Source organism: Streptomyces viridosporus, assembly GCF_002078235.1.
In the GTDB taxonomy this organism is placed as follows: Bacteria; Actinomycetota; Actinomycetes; order Streptomycetales; family Streptomycetaceae; genus Streptomyces; species Streptomyces viridosporus.
The window spans coordinates 1-22,845 of record NZ_MSGP01000160.1; the positions used below are offsets into that span (position 1 = coordinate 1).

A 22,845-nucleotide genomic window follows, 5' to 3' on the forward strand; every position below is an offset into this window, starting at 1 on the left:
GGTCGGCTGGAGACGCGCGCCTGCCCGACCGGCCGGCGCGCGTCTCCAGCCGACCCCGCAGCACCCGAGCGCCAGCCGCACATGCGGCCGTCGGCGTCGGAGCAATCCTGCTCAGCGAACAGGGTATTCTGCTGGGCCAGCACCGCCGCGGCACCCTCGAACTGCCCGGCGGCAGCGTGGAGGCCGGGGAATCCTTCGAAGACGCGGTGATCCGCGAACTCGCCGAGGAGACCGGGCTGGTCGCTCACGCCGAGGACGTGGGGCTCCTGGGCACGCTCGTCGATCACGTCGAAGGTGTCCTGCGGGTCACCGTCGGCGCGCTCGTCCACGCCTGGCAAGGGCAGCCGGCCACGCAGCCGGACGAGAGCGTCGGCGACTGGGCGTGGTACCCGCTCGATCAGCTCCCCGACGGCCTGTTCGTGTGCAGCGCCCAGATCCTCACCGCCTGGCGACCCGACCTGGCCATCGATCACCCGCCCGCGCACTTCACTCGATTCGCCCCTGGCACACCAGGCCCACAGTTCGACGCACTGGCGTGACAGCCCTCACAGTCCCATCCGCCACCTTGTCCTCCGGCTCGAACGAATCCCTGCTCGGCAGCGGCGTACTCGCTCAACACCGAGCCAGCGGACGCCCCTATAACGCGGGGTTACGCGAAACCGGTCTGACCCACGTCTCGAAAGGTAGGACAACCCTTGGAAGGCCGCCATCCAATTCCTCGACTACGTGCTGCAACGCCTGCCGTTCCGGGGCGAGGTCATCCAGACCGACAACGGCGCCGAGTTCCAGTCCGCCTTCCACCGGCACGTGCTCGACAGGGGCATCGCCCACACCTACATCAAGCCCCGCACCCCGCGGCTGAACGGCAAGGTCGAACGCTCCCACCGCATCGACGCCGAGGAGTTCTACCGGTTCCTCGACGGCGTCGTCATCGACGACGCCGAGGTCTTCAACGACAAGCTGCGCGAGTGGGAGGACTACTACAACTACCATCGCCCCCACGGCGGCCTCGGCGGCCAGACACCTTACGAACGCCTCAAGCAGAAGACCACGACCCAGGCGTAAACGATCAACGTCAGTGGCACACCCGGACGCTTCGGGTCAGGCGGACGGTTCCGGGCGGGTGGTGATGATGGCGGTGCGCAGGGCCTCCACGGCGCGGGTGCGGGCTCCGGCGAGTTCGGGTTCGGGGACCTGGGCCGCGGCGACCGGGACGCTGCGGGGCAGTTCGGCGAAGTGTGCGCGGATCGCCTCGGCGATGCCCGGCTCGGCGCCCCAGGTCCCTCCCAGAACGATCAGTCGGGGGTCGGCCAGGGCGACCGCCGCCGCCAGTACGCCGCCCACCGCGCGGGCCAGCGCGCCACGGGTCCGCCGCGCCGTCTCGGAGTCGCCGAGGGCGGCCGCGCGCAGGGCATCGACGTCGATGGCGGTGGACTCCGCGCGGCGCAGGCCGAGTTCGGCGAAGACCTCGATGAGCGGCAGCGCCGTGCCCCGGGGCCCCGCGGTGTAGAGGTGGGCGATCTCGCCGGCCAATCCGTGGTGTCCGCGGCGGACTTCCGCGTCGGTGACCACCGCGCAGCCCAGTCCCTCGCCGAGGTGGACGTAGACGAAGTCGTCGACGCCGAGGGCGCATCCGGTGGCGCGTTCGGCGCGGGCGGCCCAGTTGATGTCGTTGTCGACCAGCACCGTCCCGTCCACCACGCCGGCCAGCACCGCCGCCGGGTCCAGGTCCCCGACCAGGAAGGGGGCGTCCGGCAGATGCACCAGGCGTCCGGTGACGCGGTCGACCGGATCGGCCGCGCTGACCACGGCCGTACGCAGTGGGCCGTGCACCCGGGGCCGGACCAGCCCGACCGCTTCGGTCAGGGCCTGTGCGGTCGCGTGCGGGCCCGGGGCGCGGCCCAGGTCGACTTCGGCGCGAGCGGTGGCGGTGCCGAAGGCGTCGACCGTCTCCACGACGACGCCTTCGGGGCTGATACTCGCCACCAGGGCCGCCCCGGTGTCCGCGGCCAGCGAGTAGTAGGTGCCGACCCGGCCGCGGCCGGTGGTGCGCTCGCCCGTGTCGGCGAGCAGGCCGGCCTCGCTCAGCCGCCGCACGCTGTCGGAGACCGTCGGCTTGGAGATCCCGGTCCGGGCGGCGATCTCCGCGCGGGTCAGGCGCCCTTCCTCCATCAGCGCGCGCAGCACGTTCTCGTCGGTCAGCGCGCGCAGCATTTCGAGTGACGGCTTGGCCAGTGACATGCCGAAGATTTTAGTCAGGACTCTTGCCCAAACGTGGGGGGACGGTTAGGTTGCCGTCTAGTAAGGAGTCCTGACCAAAGGAGCCGAGCAATGACGCTGGCAACCGAGACGCGGCAGGCCGGTCTCCCCGCCCTGCCGCACTGGGAGACCACCCCCGACGACCTGGCCGCCGCCATCCGCGAGATCAAGCCCGCGCTGCGCGCCCGCATCGAGTCCTCCGGGCGCACCGTCGAGGAGGTCTTCGCCGTCGTCGAGGAGCGCATCCGCGCCCGCCTGGCCGAGATCCAGGCGGACAAGGAGCGCGGCGAGACCGTGTGGCCGGTCATCGACTACGCGGACATCGCGAACGGCACCGTCACCCCGGAGCAGCTCGACAAGCTCCGCCGCCGCGGCTGCCTCGTCGTCCGCGGCCACTTCGAGCGAGACCAGGCCCTCGCCTGGGACGCCTCGATCGTGGACTACGTGGAGCGCAACAAGTTCTTCGAGAACTACCGGGGCCCCGGCGACGACTTCTTCGGCAGCGTCGGCTCCAAGCCGGAGATCTACCCCATCTACTGGTCGCCGGCCCAGATGGAGGCCCGCCAGAGCGACCGGATGGCCAACGTCCAGTCCTTCCTCAACTCCCTGTGGAAGCACGAGTCCGAGGGCGTGCAGTGGTTCGACCCGGACCGCGACGCGCTGTACCCCGACCGCATCCGCCGCCGTCCCCCGGGCGCCGACTCCAACGGGCTCGGCACCCACCTCGACCCCGGCACCCTCGACCTGTGGATGACGCGGGCCTACCAGCAGGCGTTCCGCCACCTGTTCGACGGCAGCATCGAGGAGTACGACCCCTGGGACGCCGCCCACCGCACGGCCGGCCCCCAGTACCCCGGCTCCACCATGTGCTCGGCGTTCCGCACCTTCCAGGGCTGGACCGCCCTGTCGGACATGGACCACGACCAGGGTGTCCTGCACACCGTCCCGATCCCCGAGGCCATGGCCTACCTCATGCTGCGGCCGCTCCTCTCGGACGTCCCGGACGACGACATGTGCGGGGTGACCACCAACCAGGTCTTCCCCGCCAACGAGAAGTGGCACCCGCTCCTCATGGAGGCCCTCACCGGCATCCCCGACGTCAAGGCGGGCGACTCCGTCTGGTGGCACTGCGACATGATCCACAGCGTCGCACCGGTCACCGACCAGAAGGGCTGGGGCAACGTCATGTACATCCCCGCCGCCCCCTGGTGCCCCCGCAACGAGGAGTACTCGGCGAAGGTCCGCGAGGCGTTCCTGACCGGCTCCAGCCCCAGTGACTTCCCCGAGGAGCACTACGAGCGCGACTGGACCGACCGCTTCGGCGTCGACCGGCTCAACGAGACGGGCCGACGCGGCCTGGGCCTCGACGACTGACGGACCCGCCGCCGTGCACCGGGTCGGCGCCGTGACCTCTCGGCCGACACGACCCGGTGCGGCTCCATGTGACACGGACGGACGGCGCCCGGCCCTCCACAGCCCGGTCCTTCCCGGACGGCGGACGGGCCGGGCGCCCTCCGGCCCGGGCCTGCTCAAGCGCCCCGGTCGGCCGATCGACCGACCGACCACTCTCCCCTGCCTCCCACGTCCGGAAGCCGGGCCCCAGTTCCCTTCCGAACCGAGCGCCGCCCTCCGCCGTGCGCGCACCCGCCGCGGCGCTCCCTGTCCTTGCTTCTCGCTCCTCGCTCCTCACCCGGGGCAGACGGCAACGACACACATCACCACAGGAGTCCGTAGGTGACGAGCACAGCACAACAACCTGCCGCCGGGGGCCTCACGGCCCGGCCGAACCGGCTGCGTCACGTCGTCTTCGTCGCGGCGTCCGCCGCCATGGGCGGCTTCCTCTTCGGCTACGACAGCGCCGTGATCAACGGCGCCGTCGAGGGCATCAGGGGACGGTTCGACGTCGGCGCCGCCACGCTCGGAGCCGTCATCGCCATCGCCCTGCTCGGCGCGGCCGCCGGCGCCATGCTCGCGGGACGGCTCGCCGACCGCGTCGGCCGCCTCCGGGTGATGCAGTTGGCCGCCCTGCTCTTCCTGGCCAGCAGTATCGGCTCGATGCTGCCGTTCACGGCGTGGGACCTGTCCTTCTGGCGCATCGTGGGCGGTGTGGCCATCGGCATGGCCTCCGTGATTGGCCCCACGTACATCGCCGAGGTCGCGCCCACCGAGTACCGCGGCCGGCTCGTCTCCTTCCAGCAGGCCGCCGTCGTGCTGGGCATCGCCGTCTCCCAGTTGGTCAACTGGATGGTGCTCTCCCTCGCCGACGGGGACCAGCGCGGCAGCCTGCTCGGCCTGGAGGCGTGGCAGGTCATGCTCGGCATCGCGGCCGTTCCCGCCCTGGTCTACGGTCTGCTGGCGTTGCGCATCCCGGAGTCGCCGCGCTACCTGATCTCGGTCGGCAGGACCGGCGAGGCCAAGGAGGTGCTGCGCACCCTCGAAGGCGCGCAGGTCGATCTCGACGCCCGGGTGGCCGAGATCGAGCACGCCGCGCGCAGCGACAAGGCACCGCGGTTCAAGGACCTTCGCGGCCGTTTCGGCCTGCTGCCGATCGTCTGGGTCGGCGTCGGCCTGTCGGTCTTCCAGCAGTTCGTCGGCATCAACGTGATCTTCTACTACAGCTCCTCGCTGTGGCAGTCGGTGGGCATCGACCCGTCGAGCTCGTTCTTCTACTCGTTCACCACCTCGGTCATCAACATCGTGGGCACGGTGATCGCGATGGTGCTCATCGACCGGGTCGGCCGCAAGCCGCTGGCCGCGACCGGTTCCGCCGGTATGGCGGTCTCCCTCGCGGCCGTCGCCTGGGCCTTCTCCTACAAGACCGGAACGGGTGACGACATCTCGCTGCCCGACACCCAGGCCGCCGTCGCGCTGGTCGCCGCCCACACCTTCGTCCTCTTCTTCGCCATGTCGCTGGGCGTGGCGGCCTGGGTGCTGCTGGGCGAGATGTTCCCCAGCCGCATCCGCGCGGCCGCGCTCGGCGTCGCCGCCTGCGCGCAGTGGGTCGCTAACTGGCTGATCACCGCGACGTTCCCGAGCATGGCGGAGTGGAACCTGTCCGGTTCGTACGTGATCTATGCGATCTTCGCCACGCTGGCGGTCCCGTTCATCCTCAAGTGGGTGCCGGAGACCAAGGGCAGGACGCTGGAGGAGATGGGCTGAGCGCAGGCTCAGCACTCCAGGAGCACCCGGCCGCCGATCTCGGTCCAGCCGTGCGGTTGCGGTGCGGTCAGGATCGGGGAGCCCGCCCCCTGAGAGCCTGTCGGGTGGCCGGTCGATTACGCCGCGATCTGGTCCTCGACGGTCTTGGTTCGGGCTGTCTTGTGGTGGGATTCGTGACTCCACCGCGAGGGCTGCCCGGCGAGCCGGACGAGCATCAGGCGGATCATCGCCACCTTGATCATGGCCTCGGAGGTGACGGTCAGCCGTTCGTAGTCGCGGGCCAGGCGACGGTTCCGGACCAGCCAGCCGAAACTTCGCTCCACCACCCAGCGGCGGGGCAGGACCTTGAAGCCTTTGACGTCGTCGGTCCGCTTCACGATCTCGACGACGATGTTCAATGAGTCCTTTCCAACCCGTCGGGTGGACTGGCCAGTTGGGCTGACAGACAGGTGAAGCCCCTGGTAGATGGGTTTTCGACCAAGAAGAACCGTCTCCACCAGAGGCTTCGTTGCTTGTCTACCCCTCCCCAAGCTCTCGGCCTCGCTCGAGCAGGGGAGGCCCCATCGCGTCGACGTGTCCGGCTCCGCCCTGCGCTTCCTGTCCGCCCGGCTTCGCCAACACCGGCGGAAGCCCGGCACCCGCCGGCGGCGCCTGAGCCCCGGCCGGCAGGCCCTGCCCACCCTCGCCCACCTGCGCAACGGCCACCCGCACGCCCAGCTCGCAGCCGGATCCGGCATCGGAACCACCACCGCCTACCGCTACATCACCGAGGCCGTCGAACTCCTGGCCACCCTCGCCCCGACTCTCGTGAAGGCGGCCCGGACGGCCTCGACCAAGGCGCTCGTGCTGCTGGACGACACCCTGCCGCCCATCGATCGCATCACCGCGGACCGCCCCTGCTACTCCGGCGAGCACAAGAAACACGGGATGAACGTGCAGATCCTGGCCGGCCCTCCCCCAGCCTTCGGCCGGGGGTGCCCCCAGGCCGACTGCTGTGGGCCTCACCGGCCCTGCCCGGAGCCGTCCACGACGTCCGCGCCGCCCGCGAGCACGGCATCGTCGACACCCTGGCCGTCGCTGGTGCGCGGGCGTTGTCACGTTGTTGGGTGCGTGGCTGTCTGCTGGCGCTTCGGAGCGTGGTGGGCCCGCGGCCCGGGCCTGCGCTCAGGCCGTGGTGGGCAGGTTGGCAGCGCCGGTGATCCGGTCCCGGATCGCGAAGCGGACGGTCATCTCGGCGTGGTAGTTCGAGGCGGTCATCAGGTGGCGGCGGGGCCGGAAGTGCGGTGAGATACCGCCGAACACGGCCAGGAACCGTTGTGCGGCACCCACCGATCGAAAGCCCTTCATCGCACGCCCGCGTTGCCGCGTGGGCTGGTGGCTGTTCCCGGCCCGGTCGTTCAGGCCCTTGTGGCAGCGGTGCTCCACCGACGGCACGACCTCACGGTGGGCGGCACCGTGGGAGCGCAACTTGTCGGTGACGACCACCCGCGGCACCGCACGCGTCGTCTTCAGCAGGTGGCGAAAGAAACGCCCGGGCCCCGGCCGGCGGCGGCGCAGTCCGTTCGCACAGGCCTGCCCGAACTTCACACACCAGCGGCGGACCGTCTCAGAGGAGACGATCACACCGCGCTGCAGCATCGGCTCCTCCACCTCGCGGAAGCCGAGCGGGAAACGGAAGTACAGCCCCCCGCAGTGGGAGATCACCTCGACCGGATACCGGTGCCCCTGGCACGACGGCGACGCGCTGTCCACGGACAGTCCCCCTCCACCATGACCAACCCGAAGACCACCCCACCCGGTCAGCCAATGTGACAGTGCCCCCGGAGAACTCGAGTACCGCCGAGATCGGGTTCCTGTACGACAACACCCCCGCGTAGAGCGCCAGCACCGCAGCCCCCGGCATGAAGGCGCCTGCCGCATAGCGGTCACTGGCCTGCAGCCCAAGTCCGCCGCCGGGCACTACTACACGAGCCGGTTCACCGCCGGTGACATGGACTTCACCCTGCTCAACCGGTCCACGGACTACGGCACGTTCGCCGAGGCCCGGGCAGCCGACCCCGAGCACACCGTCAGCTGACCCAAGCCATCGACACCACAGACCGGGTGTGGCAGGGCAAGGCGGCCCTGGTCCCACTTCGTGGATCAAGGTTTGGCCTGCGCGTTCCACGCCAGCACGGGCCGGGTCAGGGACGCAGACGCTGTGCGCTCCACGGTCAGCTCCAGCCGTCAAGGCGCGTCAGCCGGGGCTGTCGGCGGGGCTGGTGTCCGGGTGGCCGCCTGCACCAAGCACGCGCCGTGCTGCCGGGGGCCAGGCGGCACGGGCTCCGAGTACTCCCCTGGCGCAGTTCGGCCAGATCGGGCAGCCGGATGCTGGGGAGGTCGTCCAGCAGATCGGCCTGGGCCGCGCCGGTGGGCGCGGAGCTCTCGGGGCCGGAGCCGAGGGTGCGGCGGGCGGTCACGTGATCCTCGCGCGGACGTCGTCGTCCTGCCATGCCCAACACTCCGTAACAGGCTGGGCAGCCGGATCAGCGCCTGGCTCTTTGGCGGAAAACCGCGATCGCATCGCACGCCTCGGCCGTCGATCCCATTGCTCTTGGTGGTCGTCACAGGGCCGGCGCCAGAACCGCGTCATCCGGTCCGTGACCTCGGCAACGGCCTCCGGAGGCGCACGGATGTCGGCGTCGCTTGATTCGTGCCCCTCTGCAAGGTGAGTGCGCTGCATGAGCATGCTCTGCCCCTGACCCGGCATCGGCTGCCGGTGGGACGGATCATCGTCCGGCGACCGGCGCCCGGAACGACCTGCGGACGTGTCCCGAACAGAGCCTCTCACCAGGCCCCGGTGTTCGGAACGCGTTCGGAATGTGTCGGAGCGCCGTCCCAGCGTTGAACCAGTGCTCACCCCACCACAGACTCATCACCGTTCATCCCCCGCTCACCGGGGCGGGTCCGGACCCCCTCGCCTCCCTCCGGGGCATCTCCCTCCGGGACACGAGGGGCTGTCGAAACTAGGAGTGGTCATGCTCGACAAGCTCGGAAACCTCGGCATCTTCCTGCTGGAACGGTTCCTCCCCACCGCCGACGCGGACGCGCTCAGGTGCATCACGCGTTGCAACGCGGAGGGCTACTGGCAGGACTGGTGCTGCGACAACAACGGCAGGAACTGCCGCTGGTACGGCGAGCCGTCGATCAGCCCCTGCTGACGGCGGAGCACCGTGACCGGGGAGGGCGTACCGCTCGGTGTGCCCTCCCTCCCGTGCTGACGGGGCTCCGGCCGGCGGGGCCCCGGGAGAGGCGGCAATGAACTACTTCGCTTACGGCGTGCGCGGGCTGCTGACCGCCGTGTTCCTCATCGCCGTGGTCGGCAAGGCCGGTAGGACCGGGGCGTTCTCCGCCTTCGCCGACTCGCTGCGGCCGCTCGCCGTGGTGTCCGGGTCGGTCCTGCGGGCCGTGGCCTTCGCCGTGGTCGCGGTGGAAGGCGCCGTCTGCCTCGCGCTGGTCCTGCCGTACGCCCCGATGACACTGGCGGGTCTGCTGGCGGCCACGGTGCTCCTCGCGGTGTTCGCCGTGGTCATCGCCCGGTCGGTGGGCAGGGGGACGACCGTGCGCTGCCGGTGTTTCGGCCGATCGGCCGCTCCGCTGGGCCGGGCGCACGTCGTACGGAACGGGCTGCTGGCGTCCGTCGCCGGGGTGGGCGCGGCGGTGGTGGCGGTCGGCCCGGCCGGTGGATCGAAGCCCGGAATGGTCGCGGTGGCGTGGTGCGCGGGCGCGGTTGCTGGCGGCCTGGTCACCGTGCTGGAGGACCTGATGAGTCTGTTCCGGCCCGTCGCCCTTTCCGTGACTGAGTGACTGAGAGGTACTGGATGGCTGCTCTGACCTCGGCAGTGGTGCTCGTCGGCATCCTGTGCGTGCTGGACCTGCTGCTCACCATCGGAGTGATCAAGAAGCTGCGCGAGTACGGCCCGGCCGGGCCTACGGGGGCGCCGGGCAAGGGGGTGACACCACTGCGCCCTGGAGAGGATCTGCCCGACTTCACCGCTGTGGCGGTGGATGGTGCACTGGTCAGCCTGTCCTCGCTGCCGGACGGGGTACTGATCGCCTTCCTCTCCCCGAACTGCGCGCCGTGCCGCACGAAGCTGCCCGAACTCGTCGCGTACGCGGCCGCCGAGCCCGGTGGCCGGGACCGGACGCTCGCCGTCGTGGTCGGCGAACCGGAGGAGTGCGAGCGCTTCGTCCGGGAGCTGAGCCCGGTGGCCCGGGTCGTCGTGGAGCCGAAGGGCGGGCCGGTGTGCGCCGCCCTGCGCGTGGACGCGTTCCCCGCGACACTGCGCGTCCACGCGGACCGGAACCGTACAGTCGTCACCGATCATATGGTGGACCTGGCGCGGGAGGCGTCCCCGCGATGAGTCCGTCCGCGCCCGCCCGCCGGGGCGGGCTGCTGCTGGCCGCCACCCTGGCGGCCGGGGCCGCTCCGGTCGCGTTCGTGCTGTACAGCGTGCTGAGTCTGGCCGCCGGCCTGCTGACGGTCGCCGCGGCGTGGCTGACCAAGTCGGTGCTGGACCACGTGGGATCGGACGCGGGGATGAGCGCGCTGCTCGTCCCGGCGCTCGGTCTCACGGTCGTCGGCGCCGTCGCCGCCCTGCTGCCGCACGTGTGCCGCTACCTGTCCGCGGAGGTGGACCGGCGTACCGCGCTCCGCGCCGACGCCCGGCTCTTCACGAAGGCGGCGGGCTTTCCCGGCCTGAGCCGCTTCGAGGATCCGGACTTCCTGGACCGGCTGCAACTGGCCCGGCAGGGCGGTGGCCGCGTGCCCGCGCAGGTGATGAACGCGGCACTCGGCCTGGCGCGGTCCGCGATCACGGTCACCGGCTTCCTGGGTTCCCTGCTGGTGCTGAACCCGGTACTGACCATTCTGGTGGCCGCCGCCGGGGTGCCGACGCTCTGCGCGGAGATCGCCCTTTCCCGTCGGCGGGCGGGTGTGGCCTGGCGAGTGGGGACGACGGAGCGGCGGGAGTGGTTCTACGCCGGTCTCCTGGCGGATGCCGAGGCGGCCAAGGAGGTGCGTCTCTTCGCCATCGGCGGCTTTCTGCGCGACCGGATGCTCGCTGAGCGGCGGACGGCCGACGCGGCCCGCCGAGCCGTGGACCGGCGCGAGGTCGCCGTGCAGTCGGGCCTGGGGCTGCTTGCCTCGCTGATTACGGGCGGGAGTCTGCTGTGGGCGGTGCGCGGAACGTACCGGGGCGAGTTGTCAGCCGGTGACGTCACGCTCCTCGTCGCCGCCATCGCCGGAACCCAATCCGCGTTCGCCGCGCTGGCGCACGAAGCGGCCCGTGCCAGTGAGTCGCTGCTGATCTTCAGCCACTACCGGTACGTGATCGAGGCCCCGCCGGACCTCGTGCTCACACCGGCCCCCCGGCCGCTGCCCGCCCTGCGCCGGGGCATCGAGCTGCGCGACGTGTGGTTCCGGTACTCGGATCGGCACCCGTGGGTTCTCAGGGGCATCAACCTGACCATTCCCCATGGCAGTTCGATGGCCCTGGTAGGACTCAACGGGGCGGGCAAGACGACGCTGATCAAACTGCTCTGCCGCTTCTACGATCCGACCCGGGGCGCCATCTTGTGGGACGGCGTCGACCTACGCGAGGTCGATCCGGCGGAGCTGCGCGACCGGATCACCGCGGTCTTCCAGGACTTCGTACAGTACGACCTGACGGCGGCCGAGAACATCGCGCTGGGTGACCTGGGCGCGCTCGACGACGAGGAGCAGATCGTGTCGGCTGCGCGGCGGGCCGGGGCGCACGACACCCTCAAGGAGCTACCGAAAGGCTATCGGACACCGCTCACCAGGACGTTCTTCATGGAGGAAGACAGGGACAACCCCGAGTCCGGTGTGCTGCTGTCCGGCGGCCAGAGCCAGCGTCTGGCCCTGGCGCGGGCCTTGCTGCGGGGCACACGGGACCTGATGATCCTCGACGAACCCTCGGCACGACTGGACGCCGAGGCCGAGTACGAGATCCACACCTCGATCGCGCGACACCGCCGGGGCCGGACCAGCGTCCTGATCTCCCACCGGATGGGCTCGCTCCGCAACGCCGACGTCATCGTCGTCCTCTCCGGCGGGCGCATCGTCGAGCGCGGCGACCACGTGCAGTTGACGGCGGCCGGCGGCGAGTACGCGCGGCTCTTCGCCCTCCAGGCCACGGGCTACCTGCCCGACGCCGCCGGGCCGTCCGAAGGGGCAGCGCTGACGGAGATGTCACCGTGACCCGCCGGCGGGACTGGTGGGTGTCGGCGGTGGCGTTGGCCTTCCTCGCGACCTGCGGGGCGGGCGCCGCCCGCCGTCTGCTCATCGTCACCGTGCGTGGAACGAGCATGACCCCAACGCACCACCACGGGGACCGGCTGCTGGTGCGCCGTACGCACACGGTGCGCCGGGGTCAGGTCGTGGTGGTGCTGCGGCCCCGGTCACCGGCGATCTGGCGGGAAGACCGGCACAGTCCGCTGATCGTGAAGAGGGTGGCGGCGGTGCCGGGGGAACCGGTGCCACCCGGGTCGGTCCCCCCGCTCGCCGAGGGCCAGGAGGGGCGGGTGCCGCCGGGCCACGTGGTGCTCCTTGGCGACAACGCCGCCGCCAGCGTGGACTCACGCCAGTTGGGATTCTTCCCGCTGGGCGACGTGCTCGGGGTCGTGACGCGGTCCCTGCCCCAGCCCGAGGGCGCGAGCCGGCGGTGAACCCCGCTCGTCCGGTGGTTCTATTCCGCATCCGCGGCACATGTAGACCTCACGGCTACGCGGAGTCCGAACCGGAACCGCTTGCTCGTGGTAAGCGAGAGGCCCAACCGGCCGTTGGCCCGTACCCGTCACAGCGATCGACGAACGGTTCCCAAGGAGCCCGTTCAGTGCGTGCCCTGGCCGTGGCGTCGAGGTGTGGCCCGGCTGCCGAGCCGTTTGCCGCACCACCAGGAGGCCAGGCAACCGGCAGCGAACACTGCTGCGACGGCGGCGTCGGCCATCTGGTGACGTCCGTCGGCGCCCTCCCCGCCGTTTAGAGCCGGCCCGGGCCCCCCACCCGGGTCGGCCGGCATCCAGGCAGTCCGGGCGATCTCGCTGCGCGCCCGTAACCAGGCGTCCATCTCGTCCTTGCCTCCACAGACCCGCACGAACGCCCGTACCACGTCCTCCCGGGGCAACGTGGCGCGGCCCAGCACGGTCGCGAGCGTGCTGGGCGGCAACGTATCGCCGTTCCGGTGCGCATGAACCGCGATCTCCCGGTACGTCAGCCCGGACCATGCCTTCAGCGCACGCATGCGGTCCACGAACGACCGGGGGTCGGAAACGCCGTCGGGACAGGGCGGACAGTTGTGCCTCATCTCGTGACCTCTCTTGAGGATTCGGCGGAGGGTGTCGCTGCGACGTTGCAGCCCGATGGTGACCACCTGCCCGGTCGGTCGCAAGACACCTCGGCTCCATGGGTGCCCCGTACACCGAGCACCCCTTGCACCTGCGCGTTCCGGGCTGTCCCGGACGGCCTGACGGCTGCCCGGCTCACTGCGGTGGCTCTCCCTGGAGGCGGACAGCCGTCCGTCCGCCCCCAGGGAAGCTCCGTATCCGATGTGAACGACGATGACAATCGCCCACCCCGTCGTCGGGCGCTCCCGGGACAAGTCGATTTCAGCGACCGGCGCATTGTTCGGAAGGACTGATCCAGCGACCGAACAATGGCCGGTCGCGATCTTTGTAGGGGCACGAGGGGTACGTAGTTTTGCCGTCTGGGCGTGTGCGGGAGCGGCTTGAGGGGGCTGGCCGAGGTGGCGGGACGTCGTGAAGTGCCGGTGGACCCAGGGGCGGGTCCGGTGCAGCGGTTCGCGTTCGAGTTGCGCAAGCTGCGCACCGAGGCGGGTGGGATCACGTACCGGGTACTGGCGCAGCGGGCGGGGTACGGGGTGACGACACTTTCGCAGGCGGCCGCTGGCGAGCAGTTGCCGACGCTGCCGGTGGTGCTTGCGTATGTAGAGGCGTGCGGGGGAGATCTGACGGAGTGGGAGGCCCGGTGGAAGCAAGCGGTGGAGGAGGCCTCAGCCTCGAGTTCGAAGGATGAAGAGGGGGGCGGGGCGCCGCCGTACCGGGGGCTGGCTCGGTTCGAGCCCGGCGACAGCGGCCGGTTCTTCGGCCGTGACAAGCTCACCTCCGACGTACTGGAGCTGGTGCGTCGGCGAAGGTTCGCCGCGGTGTTCGGGGCGTCCGGCAGCGGCAAGTCCTCCCTATTACGCGCCGGCCTCATCCCCGCCCTCCGGCACACCCAGGACGCCGCACTGCGCCCGGCTGCCATCCGGATCCTGACCCCTGGTCAGCACCCCACGCGCACCCACGCCCCGGTGCTCGACACGAGCCCCCGCACAGACAGCGCTCGGGCGGACGTGTTCGTGATCGTTGATCAGTTCGAGGAAACCTTCACACTCTGCGGCGATCCTGCCGAACGCGCCGCATTCATCGACCTCCTCCTGACCGCTCAACGACCGGAGAACCGACTGCGAGTACTGCTGGCCGTACGCGCCGACTTCTACGGCCGCTGCGTCGAACACCCAGGCCTGGCCGACGCGCTGAGCGGCGCCCATCTGCTTGTCGGCCCCATGAGCCCCACGGAACTACGCGCGGCCATCGTCAAACCAGCAGCGGACGCGGGCCTGACTGTGGAGCGAGCTCTGACCTCCCGCCTCGTCAACGAAGTCGCTGAGGCCCCGGGCGGGCTACCGCTGCTGTCGCACGTGTTGCTGGAGACCTGGCGCCGCCGCCGTGGAAAAACCATGACGTTGACCGGTTACGAGGCGGCCGGAGGCTTGGAGGGCGCGGTCGCCAAGACCGCCGAGGAGGTCTACGGCCAGTTCACCGATGCCGAGGCTGTTGCGGCCCGCCGCCTGCTGCTGCGCCTGGTCGCCCCCGGCGATGGCACCCCCGACACCCGCCGACCCGCCGACCGGGAGGAACTCGAGACCCCCGACAGGCAGGAGACCGCCGAGGTAGTGGAGGCGCTGACCCGGGCACGGCTGCTAACGCTCGACGGCGACACCGTCGACTTGGCCCATGAGGCTCTGCTGACCGCTTGGCCCCGACTGCACGGCTGGATAGAACAGGACCGCGAACGCCTGCGTGCCCACCGCAAACTGACCGAGGCCGCACGCGTCTGGGAAGAACTGGGCCGCGACCCCGGGGCCCTGTACCGGGGAAGCCGACTCGCCACCGCTCAGGAACACTTCAGCAGTCCCGATGACCTCGACGACCTGACTGGCCTGGAGCAGGATTTCCTCACTGCCAGCACCACCGCACGCCAACAGGAACAACACTCCGCAACCCGCACCACACGACGCCTGCGCCGGTTGAGAGTGGGCTTGTCCCTCATGATGGCGCTCGCCTGTGTCGCGGGCGCGATCGCATGGCAGCAGAGCGAGTCCGAGAAACGGGAACGGTTGGAGGTCGAGGCCCGCAGAATTGCGGCTCTGGCCGAGAGCCTGCGGGTGACGGACCCGGTGACCGCGATGCGGCTGAGCATCGCTTCCTGGACTCTGGCCGACCTCCCCGAGAGCCGCTCGGCGCTGATGAGCGCCGCGGTGCAGAAGGAGCAGGACGCCTTCACCGATCCCGATACCGATCCGGCCGCCGTGCGTTACCTCAGCGACGACGGCCGCACCTTGGTCAGCGCCGGAGCGAAGCAGGCCGTGGCGTGGGACGTGCGCAGCCATCGGCGGATCGCTTCGTCACCCGGGCTGAGCAGCAGCCTTGCCCATGCCGGCGTGATGAGCCCCGACCTGCGAAAACTCACTCTGGTGGACGACGACGGCAGGGTCAGGATCTGGGACGTGCGGACGGGCCGTGTGGATGGGCAGCGTCTGCCAGCCGACGACGGAGCCGAGATCAGTCCGAGCGGCCGCACCTTTGTCCTGTACCGCACTCTGGGACTCCAGGCAGTGTTCCAGCTTCGGGACATGCGGACCCGACGCGTGTTGCTGGAGCGCCGCATGGACAACGTCCTGCCCAAAGTCGGTCCCGGGGAACCGATCGATGTACCGGCCTGGGCCTTGCGGCGGCTCCGCCAGCAGCGCCGGATGAACGACTACCCGCTCCCCGATGCTCAGGTGAGCGCGGACGACCGTGTGATGGCCCTGTGCCTGCCCGGCACCCGCCTGCAGATCTGGGACATCCGCGGGCGCCGCAAGTTGCCCACCGAGTGGGCCCCGAAGACGACCGCCGCCAACTGCTCCAGGGAAGACTTCCAGTTCACCCCCGACAGTCGGCACCTGGTCCTGCGCGGCCCAGCGGGCGTCCGCAGATGGGAGATCGCTTCCGGGCTGGAACTGCCGAAGCTTGAGCACGAGGGACTGGAAGATCTCGCGTTCAGCCCGGACGGCAGATTCATGGCCGCCACAGACCCCGACGAGATCCTGTTATGGCGGACCGATGCGCCCGCGGCGCCTGTCTTCCGGTATCCACTCTCCGGCGAGACGGTCAGTGAACTCAGGCTGGACATGGAGGAGCGCCGTATCCGCTACTTCGCGGGACGGTCCCAGATCGTGGTGCGCTCCCTCTCCCTCGACGGCGTCGTCGACTCCCGCTGGCAAAGCCGGCCCGCCGTATCGGCCTCCTTCAGCCCGGACGGCAGCACACTAGCTATCGCCCACCAGGACACCGACACCGGCCAGGCCCATATCCAGTTGTTCGACGGCCGCAACGGCACCCACATGGCCAGCCCGCCGCCGGCCGCTTGCCCCACTCCCCCTGAAGGTCGGCAAAGTCCCGCGCCCTGCCCAGTGCACATGGCTTTCCGTCCCGACAGACGCATCCTCGCTTACGGCGTCAGCCACCCGACAAATTCCATCCCGCCGGAGAAGCTGTCCCTGTGGGAAGTCCCGGCTCACCGCATCACTGATTCACTGACGGTGACGCGGACCGACCCCGACATCGCCGGCCTTCCCGCAAATGCCGTCAACGGCATCGCCTTCCACCCGGACGGGACGTCGCTGATGACCTCCCGCATACCAGCGGACGAGCGGCTCGAAATCTGGAACCTGCGCAACGGGGACATGACCCGCGAGATCCCCGACATCGGTGGTGAAATCCTGGCGGTGAAACCCGGCGGACGCATCTTGGCAACTAACCACGGCCAGTTCCTCGACCTGCGGTCCGGACGGATCACACGCCGTGCACTCACCTCCGGCGTGACGACGGCACTGGCATTCAGCCCGGACGGCAAGTACCTCGCAGCAGGCGACGAATCCGGTCAGGTAACCGTGTGGGATGGCGACGCCCACGAGCCCCTCGGCCTCCTTCCCGCGTCTCCGGTCCGTGATGGCAAGCCCCGGCACGTGTCGGCGCTAGCCTTCTCCCCAGACGGGCACACCCTTGCCGCCGCGGGCGATGACGGCACCCTGCGACTCTGGGACACCGACTCCGGCCGTTCCATCGGCTCCGCCCTCCCTACCCCGGGAACAGCCATCCTGGCCCTGGCCTTCAGCCCCGACGACAAAACCCTCTACGCGGCAGGCAAGCACATACCGCTGCAGACATACGACATCACCACGGGCCAGGCAGCCACACTGGCATGCGACCGCGCCGGGGCAGGCCTGACACCAGGCGAATGGAGCACGCACATCCGTGACATCCCATACCTACGGACCTGCTGAACAGCCGCTGGCGGAGGACCAAAGCCCGGACGGCCGCTCGACGTACTTGCCGGATCAGCCGCACCCCACTTTCCCAAGAAAGCCCCTGATCGGCCGTTGTCGTTGAAAGCCGTATCTCAACCGATCATGGAGCGTGTGAGTCGAACAGGTTTCTCGCCGGGATGTTCTTCTGGCGATCGGCGCATGAAGGCAGGGCCCCTTGGTGGCTCGTAGGTGCGAACCGAACCGAGCAGTACCAGGAGGCCCTGTTGTCGCAGTTGTACGCGCTCACGCCCGCTGGTCTCAACTCGGGTGCCCGATCGTACGATTGCCTCGCGCACGTGTCGCGACGGTGCACGCCGCCTCACGCGGGTACGACGGCGGGAAGAAGGTGCCGGGCCGCAAACGGCACATCGTGACCGACACGCTCGGCCTGCTCCTGGTCGTCGCGGTCACCGCCGCGAACATCGGCGACCGGGACGCCGCCGCGGGCCTGCTGCAGCGGCTGCGCCGCCTGCACCGCGACATCACCCCTGTCCGGGCCGACGGCGGCTACACCGGCGACCTGGTCGACTGGTACCGACGGAAACTCGCCCTCACCCTGCAGATCGTCAAGCGCACCGACGACACGCAGGGATTCGTGGTGCTGCCCAGACACTGGGTGGCGGAGCGCACGTTCGCGTGGTTGATGAACTCTCGCCGTCTGGCTCAGGATTAAGGGACACGGCCGGAGAACAGCGAGGCGATGATCCGGTGGTCGGTGATCACGCGGATGGGCCGGCGTCTGGCACGGGTCGCCGACCGGTGCTGCACATCCCTGACGACTCCTGCACCAGCCACCCGCGCTCCGCCAGGCGCCTGGCCTTCGAGCGCACCCCCTCGACCTTCTCCGGCATCGTCTCCAAGCCCAGCTCCACCGCGATCTCCCTGGCCTTCAGCGGCCCCCTGCCCGCTGGTCGCCCCTCCTCCAGCACACCCAGAAGCCGCTGATGGTCCGGTGCCAGAACCGTCACCGGCAACCCGTCCCGCCCTGGCGGCACCGTTGAGCCGGGCACGGGCGAGGACGTGGTTTCCCGCTCCGCCCCGGCCTCGGCCACGGCAGTGGACTCAGCTGCAGAGACAGTCAGGGCCTCGACCAGTTCCTCCCGCGCGATCACCCGCCGGTCCAGCTCGATCTCCGCGTCCTCCAACACCTCAGTCAGCCACGCGACTTCCTCCCGCAGGCCCTCCACCCGCACCTGGGCAGCCGCCTCTCGCTCCTCCAGCATTCCCAGCACCGACGCCACCGCGCACCCCTCGACCACGAAGCGGACACAAGACGCCGCATGCCTCCCCCACTCCGAACGAAGCCATTCCTGACCAGCAGGAACCACACGATCAAGTTCGTTTGAGATACGGCTTCTAACACCCGGTCAAGGCATGACAAACTCCCCCAGGAGCAGCGGGCAGCGCTGCGAGAGCTGGGAATGGAATGGGCAAGAACGTAAGGCAGGGGGATGACAGCGTGAGGATCATGCTCGACAACAACATCTGGTCCTATTTGGGGGATGAGCGGGCTGGGGACCAGTTCAAGACGGTCGCTCACTCTCTTGGTCATCGCGTGGTAACCGCGCCGAGCGTTCTGCTCGAGGTGCTGCAGCATCCCCGCTCGGACATGCGGGCGGCCATCATCGAGGCCATCACGACCGCGACGGACGAAAGACTGCGCAGCGAGGCCGATCGGGAGGGTGCTGAGGTCGTCTCCGAGGTGCGACGTCTGCACCCGGAGTGGATGCGGGCGGTGCCCGACACCGGACGCGAGGCGACGTGGCGTACGTACTGGACCAAAAGAATCTGGCGAGAGGCGGCGGAACACCACGAACAATTGCGCGACACGGAGCAGGCCCGGCGAACGGCGCACACAGCGCGCTTCCTCGTGGACAACCAGAAGGAACAGCGGGAGCGTTGGCGCGAGGCCGACTTCGATCTCCGCGATCTGTCTCGGATCACGTTGTCCCCGAGTGAGGAGACCACGACGGAGCAGCGGGCCGGGTGGGCACCTGGCGAAAGGATCGCGGCGTGGCGGCCGTACAACCAGGAGGTGTACTGGCGTGCCTTCGCGACGGGCCGCCGAGCCGTACTTACGCATGAGGACACCACCTACGCCGACTGGGTCGGCGCACGGGTGGACCTCCGCGCTATGTGCGCCTCGCGGGAAGCGTTTAACCAGTTCTGGTTGTACGAGGTAGAAGCTGCTCACATGCCGCGCAACTGGCTCCGATGGGCGGCGGACACCGTGCAGGCGGACATGAAGGTCACCGACGGCAATCCTGTTGACGTCCAACACGCCTCCTACCTGCCGGACTGTGAAGTGTTCCTCACCGCCGACAAGAACTTCCTGCGAGTGCTGGACCGCATCGCGGAACAGGCCCCGGTCCCTGTGGGAAGGCCCCGCCGGGTGGCGCCGGCGGCCCACGACGGCATCGTGGAGGCGCTTGAAGCCACGCTGCGCGCCCTATGAGGCGGTCAGCACGCGACGCCCCGTCCAGGGGCAGCGCTTCACTCTGCGGTCGCGGTGCTGCGGAGCCGTGAGGTCGGTGCCGTCCAAGCGCAGGAGGTCGATACCACCAGGTGCGCGGCCCAGGACAAGGCGACCAAGGCGCGGCGCAGCGTCTTCCCCGCGGCCTCGAGAGACGGCGCAAACGAACTACTCGCGCGAATGGCTCGGGCGCGAGCGAGCCACCTTCCTGGCGCCCGAGCCGTTGTGTCAGGCGTCGACCAGGTGGAGGGCCTGGAAGCGCCGGGCGACGTACTCATCCCCACAGGCCCGCTTCACAATGCGGTCCTTCTGAAGGCCGCTGACGTCATCGCGGATGATCTCGCGGTCCTCCTTGAACATCTGCTCGATCAGAGGCGTGGTGCTGTTGCTGTGGAAGACCTTGTGGTTGCGGCCCATCGCGCCGTAGCCGCCTTCTTCGCCGATGTAGCACAAGGTCATCCAGCGGACGATCTGTACCCGCACATCGGCAGGAACCGCGGCGAGCCCACCGAACTCGGGAAACAGCCGGAGAGCGGGTCCGTGGAAGGCGTTTGCCCTCCAACTGTGGCCGATCTTCTCCAGAGCCTCGAGTTGCCTGCGGAAGAAGGCAGTTCGCTGAGCTTTACGGAAGTACGGCAGGATGCCGACCGCGTGGGCGACGCGGACCTGGAGCTCAGTGAGCGGCCCGTCGACGCGACCGAAGCACGACGCGCACGCCGCTCCGTCGCCTTCGCCCTGTACCGGCGTGCCGTCGAGATCCGTGACGGGCAGATCGAGCTCCGTCCCTACCTCGACCCGGCAGTCCGGTCAGAAGAACTCGAGCCGAGGATCGCCGCCGCGCCTGGTGGCGCTCGAGCGCGCGGGTTGCTGCGGCGGTCACCGCGGACCAGATCCACGCTGCACTCGTCCAAAAGTAGTACGGGACGGTAGAAGAACCTGCTTCCTACGCTGACGCGACCCTGAACACCTCCACCACCAGGAAAGACCTTCGCCACCTCGTCCGCGCAGCGGCCTACTTCACCCCGCCGTCCGCACGCGGGTCGAAGCCGCAAAGCGCCACGGGAACCCGTACTTGAATCGCCGTATCCTGCTTGTCGCCGCCGCGACCAACCCAGCCGCGGCCTCCCTGCCGAACATGGCACACGCTGCCGCCGCGACCAGCGCAAAGGACGTCATGAGTACCACCGCCCCATACCGCTCCTCCGCGCGCGCCCAGCTCCACGCGCTGCGCTGCCGGCAGATCACCGCCCGCTCACTGCTCGACCAGACGCTCACGCACCTGGCGAAGGTCAACCCCGGCCTCAACGCCGTGGTGACGCTCGACATCGCCGGCGCCCGCGCCGCGGCCGACGCCGCCGACCGTTCCCTCGCGGCGACCGGCACCACCCTCGGCCCCCTTCACGGCCTGCCCATCACCGTCAAGGACGCCCTCGAGACCAAAGGCATGCGCACCACCTGCGGTTCCCCCGACCTGACCGACCACATCCCCGCCCAGGACGCCGACGTCGTCGCCCTGCTGCGCGCGGCCGGCGCCATCATCATCGGCAAGACCAACACGGCCACCCTGTGCCAGGACATCCAGACGTCAAACCCGATCTTCGGCAAGACGAAGAACCCGTTCGACCAGACCAAGACCCCGGGCGGATCCTCCGGCGGCCCGGCCGTGGCCGTCGCCGCGGGCCTCACCGCGCTGGAAATCGGCTCCGACCTCGCCGGGTCCCTGCGCCTCCCGGCCGCCTACTGCGGCGTCTACGCCTTGCGCACCTCCCGCGGTGCTGCGCCGATCGTGCCGACCCGCGGCCACATCCCGCGTCCGCCGGGATGGCTCACCAGCTCCGACATGCTCGCCCTGGGTCCGATCGCCCGCACGGCCGCAGACCTGGCCGTTCTTCTGGACGTGATCGCCGCCCCGGCCCCCGCCGACGGCGCCGCCTGGAGGATCGACCTCCCCGCCCCGAAGTTCACCAGCCTGAGCCAGTACCGCGTCGGCATATGGGCAGATGACGACTACTGCCGGGTCGACTCCGCCACCCGTGGTCTCCTCGACCAGGTCACCCGGCTCGTCCGCGGCGCCGGAGCCACCGTCGACGACAGCTCCCGGCCCGTGGAGCTCGCCACCAGCGACCGGCTGTTCCAGCGCCTGATGTACGCCACCGGGTCCGCGTCCGCGAGCGACGAGGCATTCGCCGCCGACTGCGAAGCCGCCGACGCGCTCACCGACGACGACCCCAGCGCCCTCTACCTCAAGGCACGCACCATGCGGCACCGCGACTGGGCACGCGCCGACGAGGACCGGCACAAGCTGCGTGACCGGTGGGCCGGCTACTTCACCGAGCACGACATCCTCATCACGCCGGCGACGCCGACCGCGGCCGTCGACGACCAGACGTCCGTCCCGCCGCCCCAGCGGTACATCACCGTCGACGGCGAGCGGCGCTCGTTCTTCGATCAGACGAGCTGGATCAACCTCGCCGGACCCGTCGGCCTGCCGTCGATCGTGCTCCCGGCGGGCAGCACGAGCACCGGCCTGCCGCTCGCCATTCAGATCATCGGCCCGTACCTGTCCGACCGGACCCTGATCGCCGCGGCTCAGCAGCTCGCCCGTATCCTCCCGGCTCCCGCGACCCCGCCCGCCTTCACCGCCTGATCAAGATCATTCCTGCTCAATTGGGCGACGCCCCGGGCGCGGGGGCGTAGGCGGTGACGGGTGCGCGGTCGGGCTGCGTGCTCATCGCCTGTTCCTCCGGGCGGGTCCTACCGACCGAGGGGTATTGGCAGGTTGAGAGATCGTCTCACCTGGCTTGATCACTAGAGGGCGTCTGAAAAGCCTGTCAGCGAGCCGGTCTTGCGAGGCGAACGCGTCCCCACCTGGGAGCTGACCCGCAAGTTCGCCCAGACCTGCGGCGCCGACCCCGAAGTACTGCGGACCGTGTAGGAGTCGGAGAAGCTCCGCAAAAACCGGCGATCCCACCACCCTCCATGACGGTGCCCCTTCCCTGACCGCCGCCGAACAATTACGCACCGCGATCCGCACCCCGCACCTGCGCGCAGGCCGCCCCACCCCCAGCGACATAGCCGTCGCCAACCGCTGGATCCTCACCGCCGAAGCCGTCGCCTCCCTCCTCGAAGCCAGCGTCCTGCCACCCCAGGACGTCCTGCAGACCTTCGTACGCCTCCTGGGCGGCGACCCCGACCACTTCAGCCAGCTCCTGGACAACGCCCACCACGAAACCACCCGCGACACAGCGCTCCTACAAC

The 22,845-nt window shown here is 69.8% G+C and carries 20 protein-coding genes and 3 pseudogenes; 15 read left to right on the top strand and 8 right to left on the bottom strand.

The features are described from left to right. Nucleotides 1-539: nucleotide triphosphate diphosphatase NUDT15 (locus B7L92_RS12425; protein ID WP_255310903.1), on the top strand; the 539-nt coding region annotated here is incomplete at its 5' end. 160 nt (nt 540-699) lie between these two features. Next, a pseudogene (locus B7L92_RS12430) lies at nt 700-1,065 on the top strand (integrase core domain-containing protein); the annotation flags it as partial. A 36-nt stretch (nt 1,066-1,101) separates the two neighbouring features. Here B7L92_RS12430 and B7L92_RS12435 read toward each other — a convergent pair. Further along, the gene (locus tag B7L92_RS12435; protein WP_081237481.1) at nt 1,102-2,241 is read right to left on the bottom strand and encodes an ROK family transcriptional regulator; all 1,140 of its coding nucleotides are present in this window, start codon (nt 2,239-2,241) and stop codon (nt 1,102-1,104) included. A gap of 90 nt (nt 2,242-2,331) precedes the next feature. Between B7L92_RS12435 and B7L92_RS12440 the strand changes: the two genes are divergently transcribed. Continuing rightward, on the top strand, nt 2,332-3,633 hold the full coding sequence (locus tag B7L92_RS12440) for a DUF1479 domain-containing protein (protein ID WP_081237482.1): 1,302 nt from the start codon (nt 2,332-2,334) through the stop codon (nt 3,631-3,633). Between the two features lie 360 nt (nt 3,634-3,993). Further along, complete coding sequence (locus B7L92_RS12445; protein ID WP_081237483.1) at nt 3,994-5,418, top strand: sugar porter family MFS transporter; 1,425 nt, start codon at nt 3,994-3,996, stop codon at nt 5,416-5,418. A gap of 8 nt (nt 5,419-5,426) precedes the next feature. On the opposite strand, the pseudogene B7L92_RS39410 reads toward B7L92_RS12445, so the two are convergent. Both B7L92_RS39410 and B7L92_RS43875 read right to left on the bottom strand, forming a co-directional pair. Continuing rightward, nucleotides 5,427-5,513, bottom strand: a pseudogene (locus tag B7L92_RS39410) (PhzF family phenazine biosynthesis protein); the annotation flags it as partial. 21 nt (nt 5,514-5,534) lie between these two features. Beyond that, entirely contained in the window at nt 5,535-6,098 is a 564-nt protein-coding gene (locus B7L92_RS43875) for a transposase (RefSeq protein WP_438363986.1), read from the bottom strand. Here B7L92_RS43875 and B7L92_RS12455 point away from each other — a divergent pair. Continuing rightward, nucleotides 5,992-6,524: pseudogene (locus B7L92_RS12455) on the top strand (transposase family protein); the annotation flags it as partial. The gene B7L92_RS43875 and the pseudogene B7L92_RS12455 overlap by 107 nt on opposite strands. A gap of 58 nt (nt 6,525-6,582) precedes the next feature. Here the strand turns inward: B7L92_RS12455 and B7L92_RS12460 are convergent. Beyond that, nucleotides 6,583-7,122 carry a DDE-type integrase/transposase/recombinase gene (locus B7L92_RS12460; protein WP_438363988.1) on the bottom strand — a complete coding sequence of 180 codons (540 nt, stop codon included), beginning with the start codon at nt 7,120-7,122 and terminating at the stop codon, nt 6,583-6,585. 509 nt (nt 7,123-7,631) lie between these two features. After that, a complete protein-coding gene (locus B7L92_RS40280) occupies nt 7,632-7,910 on the bottom strand; it encodes a hypothetical protein (protein WP_143626308.1) in 279 nt (92 codons plus the stop codon). Between the two features lie 525 nt (nt 7,911-8,435). Here B7L92_RS40280 and B7L92_RS12465 point away from each other — a divergent pair. From B7L92_RS12465 to B7L92_RS12485, 5 genes are all read left to right on the top strand, one after another. Continuing rightward, nucleotides 8,436-8,618, top strand: coding sequence for a hypothetical protein (locus B7L92_RS12465; protein ID WP_081237485.1), 183 nt, complete (start codon nt 8,436-8,438; stop codon nt 8,616-8,618). Nucleotides 8,619-8,715: 97 nt separating this feature from the next. After that, nucleotides 8,716-9,264 carry a MauE/DoxX family redox-associated membrane protein gene (locus tag B7L92_RS12470; protein WP_081237486.1) on the top strand — a complete coding sequence of 183 codons (549 nt, stop codon included), beginning with the start codon at nt 8,716-8,718 and terminating at the stop codon, nt 9,262-9,264. Between the two features lie 14 nt (nt 9,265-9,278). Beyond that, nucleotides 9,279-9,821: a TlpA family protein disulfide reductase gene (locus tag B7L92_RS12475; protein WP_081237487.1), complete on the top strand. Its 543-nt coding sequence runs from the start codon at nt 9,279-9,281 to the stop codon at nt 9,819-9,821. Next, nucleotides 9,818-11,680, top strand: coding sequence for an ABC transporter ATP-binding protein (locus B7L92_RS12480; RefSeq protein ID WP_255310905.1), 1,863 nt, complete (start codon nt 9,818-9,820; stop codon nt 11,678-11,680). The genes B7L92_RS12475 and B7L92_RS12480 overlap by 4 nt, the downstream gene beginning before the upstream one ends. Next, entirely contained in the window at nt 11,677-12,147 is a 471-nt protein-coding gene (locus B7L92_RS12485) for a S26 family signal peptidase (RefSeq protein ID WP_081237488.1), read from the top strand. The genes B7L92_RS12480 and B7L92_RS12485 overlap by 4 nt, the downstream gene beginning before the upstream one ends. A gap of 164 nt (nt 12,148-12,311) precedes the next feature. On the opposite strand, the gene B7L92_RS12490 is transcribed toward B7L92_RS12485, so the two are convergent. Beyond that, on the bottom strand, nt 12,312-12,722 hold the full coding sequence (locus B7L92_RS12490; protein WP_143626309.1) for a helix-turn-helix domain-containing protein: 411 nt from the start codon (nt 12,720-12,722) through the stop codon (nt 12,312-12,314). A 546-nt stretch (nt 12,723-13,268) separates the two neighbouring features. Here B7L92_RS12490 and B7L92_RS12495 point away from each other — a divergent pair. Beyond that, on the top strand, nt 13,269-17,090 hold the full coding sequence (locus B7L92_RS12495; RefSeq protein ID WP_081237490.1) for an nSTAND1 domain-containing NTPase: 3,822 nt from the start codon (nt 13,269-13,271) through the stop codon (nt 17,088-17,090). A 331-nt stretch (nt 17,091-17,421) separates the two neighbouring features. After that, the gene (locus B7L92_RS12505; protein ID WP_255310911.1) at nt 17,422-17,787 is read left to right on the top strand and encodes a transposase; all 366 of its coding nucleotides are present in this window, start codon (nt 17,422-17,424) and stop codon (nt 17,785-17,787) included. Between the two features lie 46 nt (nt 17,788-17,833). Here the strand turns inward: B7L92_RS12505 and B7L92_RS12510 are convergent, their stop codons facing one another. Continuing rightward, complete coding sequence (locus B7L92_RS12510; RefSeq protein WP_438363987.1) at nt 17,834-18,355, bottom strand: hypothetical protein; 522 nt, start codon at nt 18,353-18,355, stop codon at nt 17,834-17,836. A gap of 227 nt (nt 18,356-18,582) precedes the next feature. Between B7L92_RS12510 and B7L92_RS12515 the strand changes: the two genes are divergently transcribed. Further along, on the top strand, nt 18,583-19,569 hold the full coding sequence (locus B7L92_RS12515; RefSeq protein WP_143626310.1) for a hypothetical protein: 987 nt from the start codon (nt 18,583-18,585) through the stop codon (nt 19,567-19,569). A gap of 246 nt (nt 19,570-19,815) precedes the next feature. On the opposite strand, the gene B7L92_RS42260 is transcribed toward B7L92_RS12515, so the two are convergent. Further along, nucleotides 19,816-20,046, bottom strand: coding sequence for a hypothetical protein (locus tag B7L92_RS42260; protein ID WP_255310906.1), 231 nt, complete (start codon nt 20,044-20,046; stop codon nt 19,816-19,818). A 105-nt stretch (nt 20,047-20,151) separates the two neighbouring features. Between B7L92_RS42260 and B7L92_RS42265 the strand changes: the two genes are divergently transcribed. Together B7L92_RS42265 and B7L92_RS12525 are read left to right on the top strand one after the other, a co-directional pair. Further along, nucleotides 20,152-20,517 (top strand): DUF6545 domain-containing protein, encoded by a 366-nt coding sequence (locus tag B7L92_RS42265; protein ID WP_255310907.1) that lies wholly within the window; start codon nt 20,152-20,154, stop codon nt 20,515-20,517. Between the two features lie 244 nt (nt 20,518-20,761). Beyond that, nucleotides 20,762-22,234 (top strand): amidase family protein, encoded by a 1,473-nt coding sequence (locus B7L92_RS12525; protein WP_255310908.1) that lies wholly within the window; start codon nt 20,762-20,764, stop codon nt 22,232-22,234. The last annotated feature ends 611 nt before the right edge of the window (nt 22,235-22,845 follow it).

Excerpts from the sequence above, each read along its gene's own strand:
- B7L92_RS12475 (WP_081237487.1), top strand. The coding sequence starts at position 9,279 with ATGGCTGCTCTGACCTCGGCAGTGGTGCTCGTCGGCATCCTGTGCGTG.
- B7L92_RS12525 (WP_255310908.1), top strand. The coding sequence starts at position 20,762 with ATGAGTACCACCGCCCCATACCGCTCCTCCGCGCGCGCCCAGCTCCAC.
- B7L92_RS12490 (WP_143626309.1), bottom strand. The coding sequence starts at position 12,722 with ATGCGTGCGCTGAAGGCATGGTCCGGGCTGACGTACCGGGAGATCGCG.
- B7L92_RS42260 (WP_255310906.1), bottom strand. The coding sequence starts at position 20,046 with ATGACCTTGTGCTACATCGGCGAAGAAGGCGGCTACGGCGCGATGGGC.
- B7L92_RS12515 (WP_143626310.1), top strand. The coding sequence starts at position 18,583 with ATGCTCGACAACAACATCTGGTCCTATTTGGGGGATGAGCGGGCTGGG.
- B7L92_RS40280 (WP_143626308.1), bottom strand. The coding sequence starts at position 7,910 with ATGGCAGGACGACGACGTCCGCGCGAGGATCACGTGACCGCCCGCCGC.
- B7L92_RS12480 (WP_255310905.1), top strand. The coding sequence starts at position 9,818 with ATGAGTCCGTCCGCGCCCGCCCGCCGGGGCGGGCTGCTGCTGGCCGCC.
- B7L92_RS12465 (WP_081237485.1), top strand. The coding sequence starts at position 8,436 with ATGCTCGACAAGCTCGGAAACCTCGGCATCTTCCTGCTGGAACGGTTC.
- B7L92_RS12470 (WP_081237486.1), top strand. The coding sequence starts at position 8,716 with ATGAACTACTTCGCTTACGGCGTGCGCGGGCTGCTGACCGCCGTGTTC.
- B7L92_RS12435 (WP_081237481.1), bottom strand. The coding sequence starts at position 2,241 with ATGTCACTGGCCAAGCCGTCACTCGAAATGCTGCGCGCGCTGACCGAC.
- B7L92_RS12440 (WP_081237482.1), top strand. The coding sequence starts at position 2,332 with ATGACGCTGGCAACCGAGACGCGGCAGGCCGGTCTCCCCGCCCTGCCG.